Source organism: Meridianimarinicoccus roseus (assembly GCF_003172915.1).
Taxonomy (GTDB): Bacteria; Pseudomonadota; Alphaproteobacteria; order Rhodobacterales; family Rhodobacteraceae; genus Meridianimarinicoccus; species Meridianimarinicoccus roseus.
The window spans coordinates 76,901-91,565 of record NZ_QGKU01000029.1; the positions used below are offsets into that span (position 1 = coordinate 76,901).

The following is a 14,665-nucleotide window of genomic DNA, read 5'->3' on the forward strand; positions in this document are numbered from 1 at the left end:
GAAAATCGTGTCGCAATTGCTAGATCTTGGCGGTCCGGGCCTGGGCCGCCGCCTCGATGCGCTGAACGCCGGATGGCGCGGTGCGGTCGTTCGGGCGCTGAACCTGAACGGCGATGACTTCCAGCTTCTCACAGGCGCGCTGGACGCCGGGTTGACTCGTACCGAACGCGGGCTGGCACAGCTGGCCGACCGGGTGCCACCTGCAACGGAAGTGGCGGCACTTGCACCTCCCGGGCGAAGCACGCCGCGGTTCTCGCAAGGGTACCGGCGCCTGCTGGACGCGCTGCTGCCGGAAACCGAAAGTGGCTTGCGCGGGTTCCTGGGCGACGACTATCCGTCCTGGGTGTCCTTCCGCAACGCCGCGCGCACCGGCCCTCCGCAGCGGCTGCTGTTCGGCCTTTGGGTGCGGGCACAACTGGCGGCCGACCGGCGGCGGCGGGCCACCATGCTTTTCGACGAGGCGGCGCAGGATGCGGTCAGCCTGGCCCGCGACGCATTCGGGCAGGTTCGGTTCCGCCGCACTGAGGTCAGCCCGCGGGGGGCGGTGCGGCACGTGCCGGGCTATGGTATTGGTCCTGACGTTCTGCAGCGCGCGATGTTTCCGCTTCAGGGCACCTGTATTTCCTACGACAGCGAAGCCCCGTGCAGTGCGGGTGCAGGAGCATTGCGGGTGGGGGGCGGCACGCCTGGCCGGGCCGGGCTGCTTGGGCGCGACGCATCTGAGACGGACACGTCCGACATTCTGGATCAGCGGGTCGCCGCTGCGCGGATCACGGTGGTCGGGCGGATCGGCGCGCGCGGCGTGGTCACGGTCCAGCCCGAAGGGTGGTACGACCCTGCCACCGTGCAGCGCGCCTTCCGGGCCGGACCGTGCCGCGAGGTTTGGGACGACTGGTCCGCGACCGGGCGCTGGTGCAGCTTCTTCGGGCGGGGCGGTCTGCTGTCGCGCCATGTGAGCCATCTGGTTTTCGTCGCAGGTGCGGACCTAACTCTGTCCTGTCACGGCTGCTTCGATGCGGCTGAACAGGCGGCGCTTTGCGCGCGGATCGGTCTGCGACCTGACATGCCGACCGCGCTCGGGGCCGGTGAGGCCCGGAGCGCAGGGATATGGCCATTCACGTTGCCGCGCGGATTTGCGGACATGATTGGGCGTCTGCATTTCGATGCAGCCGGTACGTTGCACCTGTCACTGCGTCAGACACCGGGCAGCCTTCAGTGCTGGGGCGCGCGCGTCGGAACGTTGGCGGAATCGAGCTGACGCACCGGTTTTTGCCCGCCTGCAAGCCCGGTCCGGCCGCCCCGCCATTTCTGGGGAATGTCGCGTGCCGCCGGACAGTGTTAATCTTTTGTAAAGTCCTGGGAACAACCTCGCCGCGCCGCGAGTTGACTGAGCACTTATTGGACAGAGCTGATTGGACTAATTGATATTTTATGGACTTGCCTGACCTGATACCCCTTCTGTCGGGGCTGGACCCGCACGACGTGATGACATTCGAACAGATGCTGGACCTGCGCAAATTGCCGGATCGCAGCGTGGTGTCCCGGCGGGGCACCCCCGGCCATGATGTCTTCGTCCTTCTGACCGGGGCTTGCCTCGGGCTGGTGCAGTCGCGCAGCGGCAAGGACATCGTGATCGACCGGATCGGCCCGGGCCGGGTGTTCGGCGAACTCGGTGCGCTTGACGGCGGATCGCGTGTACGCACTGTGCGCGCCGACGGGCCGGTCGAAGTCGGCGCGCTGCCGTTGCAGGACTTCGAGGCGTGGCTGATGAAGACCCCGCAGGCCATGCGGAACCTTCTGTCCGAACTTGCCGGAAACACCCGTGAGCTTTCCGACCGCTATTTCGAGATGGCGGTGCACGACGTGGAAACGCGGGTGCGGCTGTTCCTGATCCGGTTGCTGATCGAACATTGCGCACTGCATGATGGCGGTGCGCTGGACCCGGCCCCCAGCCACAGTACCATTGCCGCCAATGTGGGCGCCAACCGCGAGGCGGTCAGCCGGGTCATTTCGCGCTTTGGGCGGATGGGGTTCCTCGACAGCGGGCGTCGCCGTATCGTGGTGCTGGACGCCGCCGGGCTGGAGGCTGGCCTGAAGGGGCCTGTTTGACATCCCGCGCGAACGGCGGAACATGTGCGGAAAACGCAGCAAGAGACAGGGTAGCCCACATGACCTATTCCCCCGCCGAAGACCGCTACGAACAGATGATCTACCGCCGGTGCGGGCGGTCCGGGCTGCAGCTGCCGGTCGTTTCGCTGGGCCTGTGGCACAATTTCGGCGAAGACACCCCGCACCAGACCAAGCGCGAGATCTGCCGCGCGGCCTTCGACAGGGGTATCACGCATTTCGACCTGGCGAATAATTACGGCCCGCCCGGTGGCAGCGCGGAAACGGCGTTCGGCGATATCCTGCGCACCGATTTCGCGGGGCACCGGGACGAGCTGATCATCAGTTCCAAGGCGGGCTACGACATGTGGCCCGGCCCCTACGGCGAATGGGGCAGCCGCAAGTACCTGATCGCGTCGTGCGACCAGTCGCTGAAGCGTATGGGGCTCGACTATGTCGACATCTTCTATTCGCACCGCTTCGACCCTGACACACCTCTGGAGGAGACGATGGGCGCGCTCGATCATATCGTTCGGTCCGGCCGCGCGCTCTATGTCGGCATTTCCAGTTACAACAGCCAACGCACCCGAGAGGCGGTGGCGATCCTGAAGGATCTCGGCACGCCCTGTCTGATCCATCAGCCGAGCTACAACATGCTGAACCGCTGGGTCGAACGGGACGGCCTGAAGGACACCTTGAGCGAGCTTGGCATCGGGTCCATTGCCTTCACGCCACTGGCGCAGGGCATGCTGACCAACAAGTACTTGCGCGGGGTGCCCGAAGACAGCCGGGCGGTGCAGGGCAAGTCGCTGGCGCAGGACCGGATCTCGGACGCCGCGCTGGAGAAGATCCGCGGCCTGAACGCCATCGCGGAGGCGCGCGGTCAGACGCTTGCACAGATGGCGCTGGCGTGGGTGCTGCGCGATGGCGGGATCACCACCGCGCTGATCGGCGCGTCGCGGGCATCGCAGGTGGTCGATTGCGCCGGTGTGGTGGCCAACATGGACTTTACGTCAGAGGAACTCGGCAAGATCGACGCGCTGGCCACCGAGGAAGACATCAACCTCTGGGCGCGCTCTTCGGAAGGCGTCTGAGCCGCAGTGCGGCCGGGCCACCGCTGCCCGGCCGGGCACGCCGCGAAGGGCATCACTGGCGCGCGGTTGCGCGGGCCTTTTCGTTGTTGGTCGGGCCGTCAGGCATCACGTTGTGGGCGTAGGCTGCGGGCAGGCGTCCGCCGCGGCGGGTGACGTTCTGCATGTCACCGGGCATGGGCGGGGTCCGCAGGGCCAACGTCCCCGTCACGTGGCTTGCGCCGCCTCGATGAGGGGTTGCCTCGGCCGTGTCGCCCTGCAGCCCGGCGCTTCCAAGCGACATCAGGTGCACGGCAGTCAGGCCAGCGATGAACGCCAAGACCGGGGCGGTGGCCGCGATGGTGGCGGAGATGTTGTTGAACCTCCGAAAGTTGGTCATCTGATGGCTCCTCGGTGATCGTTTCGATGCGATCACCCTAGTCGCGCTGACCGGCGGATTCTGTGCGGTTAATCACGTTTTGCGGGACAATTGCGGAAGGTCCGGAAAACCGGACCCCCCTGATGGACAATAGCTTGGGATTACTGTCCCAATGCGATCCCCTCGCGGCGGGGGTCGGCGCCGCCTCGAAGGCCGTCCGGCATGACGGCGATGGCATGCAGCCCCGATGTCAAATCGCGGGTGTTCACCTCGAAGCCCAGTTCGGCGAGGGGCCCTGCAAGCGCCTCCGCACCCGTTCCGGCCTCAAGGTCCATCGTGCCGAACCGGTTCACCACGTGGCCTGCGCTGACCGCCTGCTGCACGTCCATGCCCCAGTCGAGATGCGCGATGATGGCCTGCGCGACATAGCCGATGATGCGCGACCCGCCCGGGCTTCCGATCACCAGCACCGGCGCGCCGTCCTTGAGCACGATGGTCGGCGCCATGGAGGACCGCGGCCGCTTGCCGGGCGCGACCGCGTTGGCGATCGGCACGCCGCCGTCATGGCTGGCGAAGCTGAAATCGGTCAGCTCGTTGTTCAGCAGGAACCCGCCCGGCGCCATCAGCCGGGATCCGAAGCCGTTCTCGATCGTGGTCGTCATCGAAAGCGCGTTGCCCCGCGCGTCCACGATGGAGATATGCGAGGTGGATGGCAGCGAGATGTCCACGTTGTCGGCCCAGTGCAGGGCGTGGTCGAATTCGGGGGTGCCGGGGGACACCTCGGGCAGCGCGTCATCGCCTGCCAGCAGTTCCGCCCGGCCCGCAAGGTAGTCCGGGTCCAGCAGTCCTGCCGTCGGCACTGGCACGAAATCGCTGTCAGCCATGTAGCGGCCCCGGTCCGCGAACGCGAGCCGGGAGGCATCGCCGATCAGGCGCCAGGCTTCCGCGCTGTCCGGCCCAAGCGCCGCGAGGTCGTAGTGATCCAGCATCCCGAGGATCTGGCCAACGGTCAGCGCCCCGGAGGATGGCGGGCCCATCCCGCAGACCTCGTGGGCGCGGTAGGGTGCGCAGACCGCAGGCCGCTCTATCACGGTGTAAAGCGACAGGTCCGTCAGCGACAGAAGGCCTGGGTTGCCCTCGGCGCTGCGGACGGTGTTGACGATGCCCTCGGCGATCTCGCCGCTATAGATGGCGCGGCTGCCGTCCGTGGCCAGCCTGCGCAACGTTTCGGCATAGGCCGGGTTGCGCAGCGTGCTGCCTTCCGTGATCGGGGTGTCGCCGGGAAGGAAATACGCGGCCGTTGCAGGGAAGCGTCCCAGCTTTTCGGCATCGTCCGCGACCAGTGCCGCCAGCCGGGGCGAGACGGCGAACCCGTCCTCGGCAAGCGCGATGGCCTCGTCGAACAGTCCGCCCCAGTTGGCCCGGCCCCAGCGGCGATGGGCGGTTTCCATCAGCGCGGGCGTGCCGGGTGTGCCCACCGACAGCCCGCCGACCACCGCGTCCCAAAAGCCCAGCGTTTCGCCTGCCGCATCCTGGAACAGCGTCGGTGTGGCGGCCAGCGGCGCCGTCTCGCGGCCGTCGAGCGTGGTGATCTCGCCCGTGGCGGCGTCGTACCACACCAGGAAGGCGCCGCCGCCCAGCCCGGAAGATTGCGGCTCCACCAGCCCCAGCACCGCTTGCACGGCGACCATCGCATCAGCGGCGCTGCCGCCTTCGGCCAGCACCCGCGCGCCGGCCTGCACGGCCAGCGGGTTCGCGGCGGCGACCATCCAGTCGCGTGCTGCGACCGGGCTGCCCTGCGCCTTGCTGTCCCGCGCGGCGGTCGCTGCGGCTTCGGGCGCGACGGCATCGGCGGCCTGCTGCGCTTGTGCAGGCAGGACCAGCAGCGCCAGCGCCGTGGCCCGGCCGATCAGTCCAGTGACATGTCTCATGGCGATCTCCCTTCAATCAGAACGTGTTTTTGTCCAGCATGGGGGCGGTGCCGGGTGATGTCCACCCGGTGCTGGCGGGTTGCGAAGGCTTCCCCGTCATGGTCTAGCGGCAGGGCACGACAAGGAGCAGGCGATGCGGCGCGCATCCCAAACAGCCCGCCGGGGAACCGGCCACACACCAGGCCGGACGGTAGCGTGAGACAGGGATTCCCACACGCCCGCGCGGGCCAGCGGATCGGCCTGCTGGGCGGTTCGTTCGACCCGCCCCACGCGGGCCACGTCCATGTCACACGCGCCGCGCTGCGCGGTTTCGGGCTGGACCGCGTGTGGTGGTTGGTCAGTCCGGGCAACCCTCTCAAGGCCGAGGGGCCCGCGCCGCTGGCGACCCGAATGGCTGCCGCGCGCGCAGTGATGGACCACCCGCGCGTCACAGTCACCGATGCCGAGGCGCGACTTGGCACCGTGGTGACCGCCGACACGCTTGAGGCGTTGATCGCGCTTTACCCCGGCGTGCGGTTCAGCTGGCTGATGGGGGCAGATAACCTAGCCACGGTCCATCGCTGGGAACGCTGGCCGACGATCTTCGCGCAGGTGCCGGTGGGCGTGGTGGCGCGCCCCGGCGACGGGTTGTCCGCGCGCCTGACACGGGCGGCGCGGCTTTTCCGTGGGGCGCGGCTTCGGGCGGGGCAGGCTCATGCCCTTGGCGGCGCGATCGCCCCGGCGTGGTGCTACCTGCGCGGCCCGCAGGTTGATCTGTCCTCCACCGCGATTCGCGAACGGGGCGACTGGGTCCGCTGACCGGCACAGTGGGCGCGCCCCCGTTCACGGTGCCGTGAACGGCCGCACGGGGCGGCGGAAATCCGCCTTGTCCCGCCATGGTGCCCGTGGCTATGTGACGTCATGATCGTCACCCGACGCCTCCTTCTGGCCGGCCTGTCCGGGGCCGCGGCAAATGCCGCTATTGGCCCGGCGCTGGCGAATGTCACCCAATCCCCGCGCCCCAGACTGCGCCCGCCGCCGCCGCTTCCGCCTGACCTCGGGTCGGTCACGCTGGGCCGCATCGCTGAGGCGGGTCTGAGCGGCGATGTCGCCTGCGTGCTGGCGGATGCCAACACCGGAGCGATCCGCTTCGCCTACCAGCAGGACCTCGCCCTGCCGCCCGCCAGCACCGCCAAGGCGATTACCGCGGCCTACGGCTTCGACCTTTTGGGGATCGGCCACAGGTTCGAAACGCAGGTGATCGGGACCGCGCCAGTTCGCGACGGGGTGCTGCAGGGCGACCTGATCCTCGCCGGGGGCGGGGCGCCGGGCCTTGCCACCGGAGATCTGGCCGAGCTGTGCGCGACACTGAAGGCCGCCGGGCTGCGCGCCGTGACCGGGCGGTTCGAGGTCTGGGGCGGCGCGCTGCCCCGCGTGGAGGAAATCGACCCCGGCCAGCCGGATCACTTGGGCTACAACCCGTCGGTGTCAGGACTCAACCTGAACTACAACCGCGTGCATTTCGAATGGCGCCGCGCCGGTGCGGATTATTCCGTAAGCATGGACGCGCGCGGGGGCGGGTACACCCCGCAGGTCACCCATTCGCGGATGCAGGTCGCCGGGCGCAGCGCTCCGCTGTTCGCCTTGTCGATGGATGCCGATACCGGCCGTGAAAGCTGGTCGGTGGCGCGCAGCGGGCTGGGTGGCGGCGGCACGCGCTGGCTGCCGGTCCGCAACAGTGCACTTTATGCCGGCGACGTGTTCCGCACGCTTGCCCGGGCGCAGGGCATCGCTTTGCCCGTGGCGCAGGAGCGAAGCGCGCCGCCCCAGGGGCTGGTGCTTGCCTCGCTTTACGGCCCGCCGCTGTCGGAGGTCGCGGCGGGGATGCTGAAATACTCCACCAACCTGACCGCCGAGGCGATCGGAATGAGCGCGACCAAGGCTTTGCTCGGGCGTGCGCCGGGTACGCTTGCCGCTTCGGGCGCGGCGATGTCGGGCTGGGCGTCGGGACCGCAGGCACTTGGCATGACCGAAAGCCGGTTCGTCGATCATTCCGGACTGGGGGATACCTCGCGCGTCACGGCGAGGGACATGGCCGCGGCGCTGGCCCGCCTCGGCCCGGATGGGGCGCTGCGCCGCGCGATGAAGGACATTCCGTTGAAGCGCGAGGATGGCACCCGTGCCCCGCTGCAACTGTTCGCAAAGACCGGGACGCTGAACTTCGTCAGCGCGCTGTGCGGCCACATCCGTCCGGAGGGCGGCCCGCCGCTGGTTTTTGCGATCCTGACCGCCGATCTGGCGCGACGCGCGGCGATCCCGCCTGGCGGGGAGGAGAACCCTCCGGGCACGCGCACCTGGACCCGGCGATCGCGCGCGATGCAGTTCGACCTGGTCCAGCTTTGGGCGCGCTATGCCTGACGCAGAGGGGCATCCGCCGCCCGACCCGCGCCCGCCATTCAACCGGCGATACGCCCCCACAGATCATATTCGCCGGCCTCGTCCACCTCCACGGTGACGACGTCGCCCGGGTGCAGCGTTGCGTGCCCGTCATCGATGAACAGGTTGCCGTCAATCTCGGGTGCGTCGGCGGTGGTGCGGCAGGTGGCGTCGTCGTCTTCCACCAGGTCGACGATCACTTGCATACGCGTGCCGACCTTAGCGGCCAGCTTCGCCTCGGAAATGGCCTGCGCCTTTTCCATGAAGCGGTTCCAGCGGTCCTGCTTGACGTCGTCCGGCACATGGTCCGGCAGCGCGTTGGCCCGCGCGCCGGTAACGTTTTCGTACTGGAAGCAGCCGACCCGGTCGAGTTGTGCCTCGTCCAGCCAGTCCAACAGGGTCTGGAACTCCGCCTCCGTTTCGCCGGGATAGCCCACGATGAAAGTGGAGCGCAGGGTGATATCCGGGCAGGCGGCGCGCCAGGCCGCGATCTCGTCCAGCGTGCGGGCGGCGGCGGCGGGGCGGGCCATGCGCTTGAGCACGTCCGGGTGCGCGTGCTGAAACGGGATGTCGAGATATGGCAGAACGCCGCTTGCGGGATCTGCCATGAGCGGGATCAGGTCGCGCACATGGGGGTAGGGATAGACATAGTGCAGCCTTACCCAGGCGCCGAGAGTGCCGAGGTCGCGCGCCAGATCCAGGATCGGTGCCTTCGACGGGCGGTCCTTCCAGTCGGTTCCATAGGCGGATGTGTCCTGGCTGATGACCAGAAGTTCGCGCACCCCCGCGCCAACCAGCCGCTCCGCCTCGCGCAGGACCGCGCCGTGCGGGCGGCTGACAAGGCGTCCGCGCATATCGGGGATCACGCAGAACTTGCACTTGTGGTTGCAGCCTTCCGAAATCTTCAGATAGCTGTAGTGCCGCGGCGTAAGGCTGACCGCCTGCGCTGGAACGAGGTCCATGAACGGGTCTGGCGCGGGCGGCACCGCGGCGTGCACCGCATCGAGTACCTGTTCGTATTGATGCGGACCGGTCACCGCCAGCACGCGCGGATGCGCTCCTGTGATGTAATCGGGTTCAGCACCGAGGCAGCCGGTGACGATCACGCGACCGTTCTCGGCCAGCGCCTCGCCGATCGCGTCGAGGCTTTCCGCCTTCGCACTGTCGAGAAATCCGCAGGTATTGACCACCACCGCATCCGCACCGGCGTAGTCCGCGCTGATGGCATAGCCTTCGGCGCGCAGCCGGGTCAGGATGCGCTCACTGTCCACAAGCGCCTTGGGACAGCCAAGGCTGACCATGCCGATGGTCGGCTGGCCGGGGCGCGATGTATCGCCAATGCGGGGCTTCGGCGCGAGGTCGGGGCGCAGGTCGGGCGGGTTTTGGGTCATGGGGCTGGCCTTATCCCAGAGCTGGCTGCCGGGGAAGGGGAGTCATACGGTCTGAAAAAAGATCAACCGGTTGCCGAAGGGGTCGGTGACAGACACTTCCAGCATGCCCCAGGGTTGTTCCTCCATGCCGGGGTTCATGCGCCGGTGCCCCCGGGCCTTCAGGTTGCGCAACAGCGCGGAAACATCGTCACAGGCGATTCGTACTGTAATGCCGGGAACGCCGTCACCGTGATGCTCGCTGAGATGCAGTTCGCAGCGGTCGCTGCGCAGCCCCATGTAAAGCGGCATTCCGGGGGCAAACCGGTGCTCGAACTCCACCGAAAACCCAAGATAGCGCACATAGAAATCGCGCGCCTCGGTTTCGTTGAAGCTCCGCAGCACCGGGATCGGTCCGCCGAGAGGCACCGGATCAGCGTCGCCGGTCGCGCCGTGCGCTCATGGGCTGGAAGGCGACGCCGACATGGGCCTCGCAATAGGGTTTGCCTTGTTCCACGGGCAGACCGCAGAACCAGAAATTCGGCGTGGCCGGGTCGCCGATCGGCCATTTGCAGGTTCGCTCGGTCAATTCCATCAGCGACAGCTTGCGCGCCCGCTTCTCCACTTCGCGTTGCGAGGCCAATGCTTCGGGGCTGATCTCGTTCGCCGAAGGCTGCGGCGGGAGCGGCTGGCCCGCAGGAATGATCTGGCGGCGGCTCGCGGGTGTCGCCTTTGCCGGGGCGTCGGCCTCTGCCTCGGCGACGGCCGTGTCAGCCGTGCCGGGCTCCGGCTCGGGTCCGGCTTCCGGTGTGGCGGGCGCGGCCTGTGCGGGCGCTGCGCTGCGCGGGGCGGGGGCCGGCTCCGCAGGCTGCGGTTCTGGCGCGGGGGTTCCTGCGGTCCGGTTCGACAGACCAAGGCGATGCACCTTGCCGATCACCGCGTTGCGCGTCACCCCGCCAAGCTCCTTGGCGATCTGGCTCGCGCTCTGGCCTTCCGACCACATCTTCTTCAGCGTCTCGACGCGTTCTTCGGTCCAGGACATGGGGTGCCTTTTCGTGAATTTCTGTGTGCGGCGGGCCGGGTCGCAGCAAAGCGGCGCGCAGCCCTTGGAGTTTTCGTTCAAACCTCTATTCTAATCAGCCCGCGCCGGGATACAAGGCACGCGCGTCCGGAACCACCACGGCGCGGGTCCGGGACGGTGCGCGACGGACACAAGCCGACACGACAGGCCCGGCGGCAGGTCGGGCAAGGGCCAGACGAAAGGCAAGAGATGACGGATTTTCGCGAAATGGGCGTGCGCCGCTTCGGCAGCGTCAACTGGCTGGGGCTGCGCACGCTGGCCCGGCGCGAGACGCAGCGGTTCCTCGCCGTGTGGTCGCAGACGCTGATGGCGCCCCTGATCACCGCGGGGCTGTTCCTTGCGATCTTCAGCCTGGCGATCGGCACGCGGCGGGGCGACGTGATGGGCGTGCCCTTCGTCCAGTTCATTGCGCCGGGCATCCTGATGATGACGGTGATCCAGAACGCATTCGCCAACACCTCGAGCGCGATCATGATCGCCAAGGTGCAAGGCAACATCGTGGACACGCTGATGCCACCGCTCTCGCCGGCCGAACTGGTGGCGGGCTACCTGTCCGGCTCGGTGTCGCGCGGCATCTTTGTCGCCTCGGCGATCCTGCTGGTGGCGGCGGTGTTCCTTGGGCAAGGTATCGCACACCCGCTTTGGGTTCTTGTTTACGTGGTGCTGGGCAGCGTGTTCCTGGGCAGCCTTGGGATCGTGGCGGCGATCCTTGCCAACAAATTCGACCAGATGGCGGCGATCACCAATTTCGTCATCACGCCGCTCAGTTTCCTGTCGGGTACTTTCTATTCGGTGGAGGGGCTGCCGCGTGCGATGCAGATCATCACCCATGTTAACCCGGTGTTCTACCTGATCGACGGGGTGCGCTATGGCGTGATCGGCACCTCGGACAGTTCGCCCTGGATCGGCCTGCCGATCGTGCTGGTGTTTACCGGCGGCGCCGTGGCGCTGTGCTTGCGCTGGTTCCGTACCGGCTTTCGACTGAAGGCGTGAGAGCATGAGCGGGATCTACGATGGCCTGTCGCAACTGGGTGGCCCGGCCGCGCCGCTGCCCGAAAGCCCTGAGGCCGCGGTTCTGGAACGGGTCGCCAACCCGCAGGCGGACGTGGCCTATTTCGTGCGCTTCACCGCGCCTGAATTCACCTCGCTCTGCCCGATCACTGGACAGCCCGACTTCGCCCACCTTGTGATCGACTACGTGCCCGGCCCCTGGCTGGTCGAAAGCAAGTCGCTGAAACTTTATCTCGGGGCTTTCCGGAACCATGGTGCATTCCACGAGGATTGCACGATCTCTATTGCGCGGCGGCTGGTCGACCTGATGGCGCCGGCATGGCTGCGCATCGGCGGGTACTGGTATCCGCGGGGTGGAATTCCGATCGATGTGTTCTGGCAAACCGGCACCCCGCCCGAGGGCGTGTGGATCCCTGACCAGGGGGTGCCGTCCTATCGCGGCCGTGGCTGAGCAGGACCGGTGCAGCGGCTCAGCCAGGCGGCTGCGGATCGCGGCGGGCTGGGCGCCTCATGCCACCTGCGTGCCACCGCAGGCGGAGCCTGCGCGGCCCAACGGGATGAGACACCGCGAGGTGTAGAAGACAGGCGGGAGCCGACCCGCCCCGCAGGGCGTCAGGCGCTATGCGCGCCGTCGGCAAGCCCCTTCACGAAGTCCAGGATCTCGGGCACCGGCCGCCCCTCCTCGACCAGTTTCACGATGGCGGTGCCCACAACCGCCCCGTCGGCAACCGCCGCGATGGCGCGCGCGCTTTCCGGGCTGCGGATGCCGAAGCCCACGATCACCGGCAGATCGGTCTGCGCCTTGATCCGGGACACTTCCGGGCCAACGTCGCCCGCCTGCGCTGCGGCGGCCCCGGTGATCCCCGTGATCGACACATAGTAGACGAAGCCGCTTGTGTTCTGCAGCACCTTGGGCAGGCGCCGGTCGTCGGTGGTGGGCGTCGCCAGCCGGATGAAGTTCAGCCCCGCCGCCTGCGCCGGGATGCACAGCTCGTCATCCTCTTCGGGCGGCAGGTCGACCACGATCAGCCCGTCGATCCCCGCCTCTTTCGCCTGCTCGAGGAACCGTGCCACCCCGCGCGCGTAGATCGGGTTGTAGTATCCCATCAGTACGATCGGCGTGGTGTCGTCCTCCTCGCGGAAGGCGCGGGCCATCGCCAGCGTGCGGTCCAGGGTCTGGCCCGCTTCCAGCGCGCGCTGCCCGGCCAGCTGGATCGTCGGCCCGTCCGCCATGGGATCGGTGAAGGGCAGCCCCATTTCGATGATGTCAACGCCCGCGCCCGGCAGGCCGCGGATCAACTCCAGCGAGGTGTCGAAATCGGGATCGCCCGCCATCACATAAGCCACGAAGGCCTTGCGCCCCTGCGCCCTGAGGTCTGCGAACTTCCGGTCGATGCGTGTCATGTCTGCCCCTGCCTTTGCGTCCACGGGGTGTCGCCCATGCGCCGAAAAAAGGCAAGACGGCGCAGGGCGCTGCTGTCCCTGCGACGCGTGATCGGGCCCCGGTAGTGCCGACTATCCGGTCGATCAGAGGGGCCTGTCGGACCGGGCATGTCGCACGGGGCCGGTCGGCCTGTGTGCAGCAGAAGACAGCCTGGGTAAAGCCCGTGTCATGCATGGCGGGGATAGGTGACGCCCGTCCACCAGATGTGCGTGGCGACCTTGCATGCACATCATGGGCATTGCGATCGGGCCCTGTCTGCGGCCGCTCGACATAGTGTCGGTACGTGCCGGGTTTTAGAAAATCCGCCCGGCGCCCCGCCGGGTCAAGGCGCCAGAAACTGCGGTCCGCGCCAACGGTCTGGTCGATCTTGAGAAGCAAGGCGGAAAAAGGATGGACATGATCCGGAGGGTAAGGTCACGTTCGTATTGGGCCATGCGGAACGCTGCGGGTTCGGGAAAACCTTCGGCATGCGTGTCAGCGAAATCCCAGCCAGGACACGGCGGATCACCCCGCTGCCCCTGCGCCGCTTGCGCCTGCCCGCCGCGGGGCCTAGAAGCGGGCCGAGTTTGCAAAGAGGGCGACATGGGTTTCAAGATGGGTATCGTCGGCCTGCCGAATGTCGGCAAGTCGACCCTGTTCAACGCGCTGACGCGGACGGCAGCGGCACAGGCGGCGAATTTCCCGTTCTGCACCATCGAGCCGAATGTCGGCGACGTCGCGGTGCCCGACCGGCGGCTCGAAACGCTCGCCGCGATCGCGGGCAGCCGACAGATCATTCCCACCCGGATGACCTTCGTGGACATCGCCGGGCTGGTGAAGGGGGCCAGCAAGGGCGAGGGGCTGGGCAACCAGTTCCTGGCCAACATCCGCGAGGTCGATGCCATCGCCCACGTGCTGCGCTGCTTCGAGGACGATGACGTCACCCACGTGGATGGCCGCGTCGATCCGGTCGCCGATGCCGAGACGATCGAAACCGAACTGATGCTCGCCGACATCGAAAGCATTGAAAAGCGGCTCCAGGGCCTGACCCGCAAGGTGCGCGGTGGGGACAAGGACGCTATCCAGCAAGAGCGCCTGCTGAAGGCCGCGCTGTCGGTGCTGGAGGAGGGCAGGCCCGCGCGCAGCGTTCCGGTCGATGCCGAGGACGCGAAGGCGTGGAAGATGCTCCAGCTTCTGACAACGAAGCCGATCCTTTACGTATGCAACGTTGACGAAAGCGCCGCCGCCACCGGCAATGCCCTATCAGAGAAGGTCGCAGCGATGGCCGCCGCGCAGGGGGCTGCCAGCGTCGTGATATCGGCCGCGATCGAGGAGGAGATCAGCCAGCTCGACGCAGACGAGGCGGCGGTGTTTCTCGAGGATCTCAGCCTCGACGAGCCGGGCCTCGACCGGCTGATCAAGGCGGGGTACGACCTGCTGCATCTCGAGACTTACTTCACCGTTGGCCCGAAGGAAGCGCGCGCCTGGACAATCCGGCAGGGCACGCTTGCGCCGCAGGCGGCGGGGGTGATCCACGGCGATTTCGAACGCGGTTTCATCCGGGCCGAAACCATTTCCTACGACGACTACGTCGCGCTGAAAGGCGAGGCGGGCGCGAAGGATGCCGGCAAGATGCGGGTCGAAGGCAAGGCCTACACCGTCAAGGACGGCGACGTGCTTCACTTCCTGTTCAACGCGTAACGCGGCGCGCAAGGCGGTCGGCCGGCCTCGCCGGCGCGCTGCGGGAGGTGTCGGCGCGACCCGATCCGGCCTGACCCGGACCCTAGCCGCCGCCGCGTGCGTCGGCCTGCGGACAGGGGGCGGCAAAGCGCTGACTGAAATCGCTGGACTGGCGCGGCGGCGGCGGACCATGCTGTGTTCA

General features: G+C 67.7%; 14 protein-coding genes. 8 read left to right on the plus strand and 6 right to left on the minus strand.

Features of this window, described 5'->3' with window-relative positions; genetic code table 11:
• The first annotated feature begins 7 nt into the window (after nucleotides 1-7).
• From DKT77_RS07375 to mgrA, 3 genes are all read left to right on the plus strand, one after another.
• Nucleotides 8-1,258, plus strand: coding sequence for a hypothetical protein (locus DKT77_RS07375; RefSeq protein WP_109811071.1), 1,251 nt, complete (start codon nucleotides 8-10; stop codon nucleotides 1,256-1,258).
• 173 nt (nucleotides 1,259-1,431) lie between these two features.
• The gene (locus DKT77_RS07380) at nucleotides 1,432-2,109 is read left to right on the plus strand and encodes a Crp/Fnr family transcriptional regulator (protein ID WP_109811072.1); all 678 of its coding nucleotides are present in this window, start codon (nucleotides 1,432-1,434) and stop codon (nucleotides 2,107-2,109) included.
• 59 nt (nucleotides 2,110-2,168) lie between these two features.
• A complete protein-coding gene (gene mgrA / locus DKT77_RS07385) occupies nucleotides 2,169-3,200 on the plus strand; it encodes an L-glyceraldehyde 3-phosphate reductase (protein ID WP_109811073.1) in 1,032 nt (343 codons plus the stop codon).
• A 52-nt stretch (nucleotides 3,201-3,252) separates the two neighbouring features.
• Here the strand turns inward: mgrA and DKT77_RS07390 are convergent, their stop codons facing one another.
• On the minus strand, nucleotides 3,253-3,576 hold the full coding sequence (locus DKT77_RS07390; RefSeq protein WP_109811074.1) for a hypothetical protein: 324 nt from the start codon (nucleotides 3,574-3,576) through the stop codon (nucleotides 3,253-3,255).
• A gap of 140 nt (nucleotides 3,577-3,716) precedes the next feature.
• Nucleotides 3,717-5,486, minus strand: coding sequence for a gamma-glutamyltransferase (gene ggt, locus DKT77_RS07395; protein ID WP_109811075.1), 1,770 nt, complete (start codon nucleotides 5,484-5,486; stop codon nucleotides 3,717-3,719).
• A 195-nt stretch (nucleotides 5,487-5,681) separates the two neighbouring features.
• Between ggt and DKT77_RS07400 the strand changes: the two genes are divergently transcribed.
• Together DKT77_RS07400 and dacB are read left to right on the plus strand one after the other, a co-directional pair.
• Entirely contained in the window at nucleotides 5,682-6,284 is a 603-nt protein-coding gene (locus tag DKT77_RS07400; RefSeq protein WP_109811076.1) for a nicotinate-nucleotide adenylyltransferase, read from the plus strand.
• Nucleotides 6,285-6,386: 102 nt separating this feature from the next.
• Nucleotides 6,387-7,883 (plus strand): D-alanyl-D-alanine carboxypeptidase/D-alanyl-D-alanine endopeptidase, encoded by a 1,497-nt coding sequence (gene dacB / locus DKT77_RS07405; protein WP_109811077.1) that lies wholly within the window; start codon nucleotides 6,387-6,389, stop codon nucleotides 7,881-7,883.
• 38 nt (nucleotides 7,884-7,921) lie between these two features.
• Here the strand turns inward: dacB and rimO are convergent, their stop codons facing one another.
• Genes rimO through DKT77_RS07420 form a run of 3 tightly spaced genes read right to left on the minus strand, consistent with a single transcriptional unit; the run spans nucleotide 7,922 to nucleotide 10,310 of the window.
• Nucleotides 7,922-9,292, minus strand: coding sequence for a 30S ribosomal protein S12 methylthiotransferase RimO (rimO, locus tag DKT77_RS07410; RefSeq protein ID WP_109811078.1), 1,371 nt, complete (start codon nucleotides 9,290-9,292; stop codon nucleotides 7,922-7,924).
• A gap of 42 nt (nucleotides 9,293-9,334) precedes the next feature.
• A complete protein-coding gene (locus DKT77_RS07415) occupies nucleotides 9,335-9,673 on the minus strand; it encodes a glyoxalase superfamily protein (RefSeq protein ID WP_238547741.1) in 339 nt (112 codons plus the stop codon).
• A 28-nt stretch (nucleotides 9,674-9,701) separates the two neighbouring features.
• Entirely contained in the window at nucleotides 9,702-10,310 is a 609-nt protein-coding gene (locus tag DKT77_RS07420) for a GcrA family cell cycle regulator (RefSeq protein ID WP_109811080.1), read from the minus strand.
• Nucleotides 10,311-10,538: 228 nt separating this feature from the next.
• On the opposite strand from DKT77_RS07420, the gene DKT77_RS07425 reads away from it, so the two are divergent.
• On the plus strand, nucleotides 10,539-11,342 hold the full coding sequence (locus DKT77_RS07425) for an ABC transporter permease (RefSeq protein WP_238547742.1): 804 nt from the start codon (nucleotides 10,539-10,541) through the stop codon (nucleotides 11,340-11,342).
• A 4-nt stretch (nucleotides 11,343-11,346) separates the two neighbouring features.
• Nucleotides 11,347-11,811 carry a preQ(1) synthase gene (gene queF, locus DKT77_RS07430; RefSeq protein WP_109811081.1) on the plus strand — a complete coding sequence of 155 codons (465 nt, stop codon included), beginning with the start codon at nucleotides 11,347-11,349 and terminating at the stop codon, nucleotides 11,809-11,811.
• Nucleotides 11,812-11,972: 161 nt separating this feature from the next.
• Here the strand turns inward: queF and trpA are convergent, their stop codons facing one another.
• Entirely contained in the window at nucleotides 11,973-12,764 is a 792-nt protein-coding gene (trpA, locus tag DKT77_RS07435; RefSeq protein ID WP_109811082.1) for a tryptophan synthase subunit alpha, read from the minus strand.
• Nucleotides 12,765-13,386: 622 nt separating this feature from the next.
• Between trpA and ychF the strand changes: the two genes are divergently transcribed.
• Nucleotides 13,387-14,484 (plus strand): redox-regulated ATPase YchF, encoded by a 1,098-nt coding sequence (ychF, locus tag DKT77_RS07440; RefSeq protein WP_109811083.1) that lies wholly within the window; start codon nucleotides 13,387-13,389, stop codon nucleotides 14,482-14,484.
• Nucleotides 14,485-14,665 lie beyond the last annotated feature (181 nt).

Coding starts and splice junctions, on each gene's coding strand:
- DKT77_RS07380 (WP_109811072.1), top strand. CDS start 1,432: ATGGACTTGCCTGACCTGATACCCCTTCTGTCGGGGCTGGACCCGCAC.
- mgrA (WP_109811073.1), top strand. CDS start 2,169: ATGACCTATTCCCCCGCCGAAGACCGCTACGAACAGATGATCTACCGC.
- DKT77_RS07390 (WP_109811074.1), bottom strand. CDS start 3,576: ATGACCAACTTTCGGAGGTTCAACAACATCTCCGCCACCATCGCGGCC.
- ggt (WP_109811075.1), bottom strand. CDS start 5,486: ATGAGACATGTCACTGGACTGATCGGCCGGGCCACGGCGCTGGCGCTG.
- dacB (WP_109811077.1), top strand. CDS start 6,387: ATGATCGTCACCCGACGCCTCCTTCTGGCCGGCCTGTCCGGGGCCGCG.
- rimO (WP_109811078.1), bottom strand. CDS start 9,292: ATGACCCAAAACCCGCCCGACCTGCGCCCCGACCTCGCGCCGAAGCCC.
- DKT77_RS07420 (WP_109811080.1), bottom strand. CDS start 10,310: ATGTCCTGGACCGAAGAACGCGTCGAGACGCTGAAGAAGATGTGGTCG.
- DKT77_RS07425 (WP_238547742.1), top strand. CDS start 10,539: ATGACGGATTTTCGCGAAATGGGCGTGCGCCGCTTCGGCAGCGTCAAC.
- queF (WP_109811081.1), top strand. CDS start 11,347: ATGAGCGGGATCTACGATGGCCTGTCGCAACTGGGTGGCCCGGCCGCG.
- trpA (WP_109811082.1), bottom strand. CDS start 12,764: ATGACACGCATCGACCGGAAGTTCGCAGACCTCAGGGCGCAGGGGCGC.
- ychF (WP_109811083.1), top strand. CDS start 13,387: ATGGGTTTCAAGATGGGTATCGTCGGCCTGCCGAATGTCGGCAAGTCG.